4 protein-coding genes are annotated in these 3,593 nt (G+C 69.0%); 2 read left to right on the forward strand and 2 right to left on the reverse strand.

Annotated features, from left to right (window positions below; genetic code table 11):
- Both WAZ62_RS05545 and WAZ62_RS05550 read left to right on the forward strand, forming a co-directional pair.
- On the forward strand, nt 1–951 hold a 951-nt coding region (locus WAZ62_RS05545; RefSeq protein WP_422642519.1), incomplete at its 5' end, for a GGDEF domain-containing protein.
- Nucleotides 951–2,225 carry a DUF2336 domain-containing protein gene (locus tag WAZ62_RS05550; RefSeq protein ID WP_422642520.1) on the forward strand — a complete coding sequence of 425 codons (1,275 nt, stop codon included), beginning with the start codon at nt 951–953 and terminating at the stop codon, nt 2,223–2,225. The genes WAZ62_RS05545 and WAZ62_RS05550, both read left to right, overlap by 1 nt.
- Before the next feature lie 16 nt (nt 2,226–2,241).
- Here the strand turns inward: WAZ62_RS05550 and WAZ62_RS05555 are convergent, their stop codons facing one another.
- Together WAZ62_RS05555 and WAZ62_RS05560 are read right to left on the reverse strand one after the other, a co-directional pair.
- A complete protein-coding gene (locus WAZ62_RS05555; RefSeq protein WP_422642522.1) occupies nt 2,242–3,213 on the reverse strand; it encodes an NADPH:quinone oxidoreductase family protein in 972 nt (323 codons plus the stop codon).
- A 66-nt stretch (nt 3,214–3,279) separates the two neighbouring features.
- A partial coding sequence (locus WAZ62_RS05560) for an asparaginase (protein WP_422642521.1) occupies nt 3,280–3,593 on the reverse strand: 314 nt, incomplete at its 5' end.

Raw genomic sequence — 3,593 nt, forward strand, 5'->3', positions numbered from 1 at the left:
CGCCTGCGCGGCGCCGTGATCGACGCGATGCGCGGCGACGGCGGACCCGACCGGGCGATCCGGGTCGCGGCGGAAGCCTCCATGGGCACGCTGCATGGCCAGGGCGCCATCGTCGTGGCGCGTCACGGCAACGAGGGGATGCGTCCCATCCTGACCCTTGGCGCGATCGATGACGACATGGTCGAGAACCTGACCATCGAGGTCGAGCACATGGCCCAGAAGGGCCAGGCGGCCGGCCGCGTCGAAGTGCGGACCCTGGGCGAGCGCACGGCCCTTGTCGCCATCGCCAGTGAAAGCGGTGCCGCGGTCGGCGCCCTTGTCCTGGTGCGCAGCAACCGTCAGCACTGGCACGGCACGCAGGCCGGCATCCTCGGCGCCGTCGCCGATCAGCTTGGCCTTGCCCTCGGGATTCGGGAGCGAGTCGCCCGGCTCGAGGAACAGTCGCGTATCGATGCCCTGACCGGCATCATGAACCGCCGCGCCTTCCAGGAAGATCTTCCGGCGAAGCTGCGCCAGGCCGACCGGCTGAAGCGGTCCGGCGCCCTGCTGCTGATGGATCTCGATGCCTTCAAGCCGCTCAACGATCGCTTCGGCCATGCCGGTGGCGACAAGGCGCTGGCCCTGCTCGGCACCATGTTCCGGGAGCGTCTGAGGGCCGGGGATCTGGTCGCCCGAATTGGCGGCGACGAATTCGCCTTCTGGCTCGACGGGACCGACAGCGCGGGCGCCTTCTCCAAGGCCGGGCATCTGTTCGACATGATGGCCGAGTTCGATCGCCGGCTGGATCTGATCGGGGCCGATCTTGGCTTTTCGCTGGGGATCGCGGTTTACGAGCCTGGCAGTCGCGAAACGGTCGATGCCCTGACCAGACGGGCGGACGCCGCCCTCTACAGGGCCAAGGCGGGTGGTCGGGACCGCGCCGAAATGGCCTTGCCGTCCGGAGTAGGGTGATGCTTAAACGTCTGATGCGTCGATTGCGCGGTGGTCCGGAAGGGCCGCTGAGCTATGAGGAACAGCGAAGGCGCCTTGAAAACGGCACGCCCGACGCGCGCCGCCATCTTGCCGGACAGGGCGATACAAGGCCGGAGATCCTCTACTATCTGGCCGAGGACGAGGATGCCGCCGTCCGCCGCGCGGTGGCGGCCAATCCGGGCACGCCCCATCAGGCCAACCAGCATCTGACCGGCGACGTTTCCGAGGATGTGCGGCGCGAGCTGGCGCGAAAGGTCGCCCGGCTGCTGCCGAACCTGCCCGCGGGCGAACAGGACCGTCTGCGCGAGCGCACGATCGAGCTGATCGAGATCATGGCCCAGGACCAGCTCGCGGCGGTGCGCCGGGTTCTGTCGGAAGAGCTGAAATCGTCGCGCAACGTGCCCAAGCCGATCGTCGAGGCGCTGGCCCGCGATCTCGATCTGATCGTTTCGGCCCCGATCCTCGAATATTCGCCCCTGCTGAGCGACAGCGATCTGCTGGAGATCATCGCCACCTGCCAGGTCGAAGGTGCCATGGCGGCCATCGCCCGGCGCAACCATCTGCCGGACTCCGTGTCCGAGGCGATCGTCGCGACGCTGGATATTCCCGCCGTCGCCGCCCTGCTGGCCAATCCGTCCGCGCGCCTGCGCGAGGATGTGCTCGACCGCATCATCGATTCCGCCGCCTCGATCGACATCTGGCACCAGCCCCTGGTGCTGCGCACCGAATTGTCGATGCGGGCGATTCGCCGCATCGCCGGTTTCGTCGCCTCGTCGCTGGTCGACCAGCTGATGAGCCGCAACGATCTCGACGAGGAAACCGCGGCGACCCTGGCCCGCCGGGTGCGGGAACGGGTCTCCGCCGGGGAGCACGAGCAGGCGCGTCAGCCTTTCGACGAATTGCTGGCCGAGGTGGCCAGGATGGACCGGGACGGCCATCTCGACGAGGCCGAGATCGAAAGGGCGATCGACGGCGGCCGGCGCGATTTCGTCATCGCCGCCTTCTGCGTCCGCGCCGGCCTGCGGCCGGCGGCGGTGCGCCAGGTCCTGGGCTGCCGCCTGGCCAAGCCGGTCTGCGCCCTCGTCTGGCGCGCCGGCCTGTCCATGCGGCTCGCCACGAAGGTCCAGCGCCAGATCGCCCTCATTCCGCAAAGCGGGCTGCTGCACGCCAGGGGCGGCACCAATTACCCGCTGACGCCCGAGGAAATGACCTGGCACCTCGAGTTCTTCGCGCTCGACGAGCCGGGACGCTAGCCCCGGCCGCCTCGCATTACATCGTGACGACGACCTTGCCGGTGACCCGGCGTTCCATCATGTCGCGGATCGCCTGGCCGCCTTCGGCGAGGGGATAGGTTTTGCTGACCAGCGGCCTGATCTTGCCTTCTTCATAAAGGTGGATCAGTTCGGCGACATTCTCGCGGTGCAGGTCGGGCTCGCGCGCCGTGAAGGCACCCCAGAACACGCCGACGATCTCGCAGCCCTTGAGAAGGGCGAGATTGAGCGGGATCGACGGGATCGGCCCCGAGGCGAAGCCGACGACGAGGAAGCGGCCCTTCCACGCGATCGAGCGCAGCGCCTGTTCGGAATAATCGCCGCCGATCGGATCATAGACGACATCGACGCCCTCGGGCGCCAGCACCTTCAGCCGGTCGCGCAGGCCCTCGCGGCTGTAGACGATCACCTCGTCGGCGCCGTGCCGCTTCGCGATTTCGGCCTTTTCGTCGGTCGAGACTCCGGCGATCACCCGGGCGCCCATGGCCTTGCCCAGTTCGACCGCGGCGAGGCCGACGCCGCCCGCGGCGCCCAGCACCAGCAGGGTCTCGCCCTGTCGCAGGCGGGCGCGCTGCTTCAGGGCGTGGTGGGAGGTGGCATAGGTCATGAGGAAAGCCGCGCCTTCCTCGAAGGGCATCGAGGGCGGCAGCGGCGCGAGGCGGTCGGGCGTCACCACGAGTTCCTCGGCGAAGGCGCCCCAGCCGGTCATGACGATGACCCGATCGCCCGCGGCGAAGCCCGCGACCTTCTCGCCCACCTCGGTAATGACGCCGGCGGCTTCGCCGCCCGGGGCGAAGGGCATCTCGGGCTTGAACTGATATTTGCCCTGGATGATCAGCACGTCGGGGAAATTCACCCCGGCCGCGTGAAGACGCACGCGAACCTCACCCCGGCCGAGCGGCGCGGGCGGCACATCCTCGAGCACGAGGGATTCCGGCGGCCCATAGGCCTTGCACAGCAGCTGCTTCACCACGGGTTCTCTCCTCCCCAGATTTTAACTGTTCTGGGTCTGGGGTGTCCCGTTCGGAACGAGAGGTCAAGCCCAATCGGGCGCCAGCCGCAGCGCGCCCACCGCGTCGCCGGCCCAGTTGCGAAGGATGGGCGCCAGCAGATCGGCGACATCGTCCCGCGCGTCGTCCCGGATCTGGCCGAAGCGGTCGAGCAGGGCGGCGACCAGAAGCTCGGCCGCCCTGGTGCCGCCGTCGTCGATCTTCAGGGCAAGGCCGAGCCCAAGGGCCGGCAGGATGCCGATATAGACCGCCTCGGCCCCGACCTTGACCACCGTGCCGGGCGCGCCCGCCCGCATCAGGCGGGTGCAGGCCCGGCCGGTGCCGGCGACCAGCTCCGGGT

It is taken from the genome of Zavarzinia sp., from assembly GCF_049306435.1.
In the GTDB taxonomy this organism is placed as follows: Bacteria; Pseudomonadota; Alphaproteobacteria; order Zavarziniales; family Zavarziniaceae; genus Zavarzinia.

What these genes read in the sequence shown, in the direction of transcription:
- WAZ62_RS05550 (WP_422642520.1), top strand. Translation starts at nt 951, where the DNA reads ATGCTTAAACGTCTGATGCGTCGATTGCGCGGTGGTCCGGAAGGGCCG.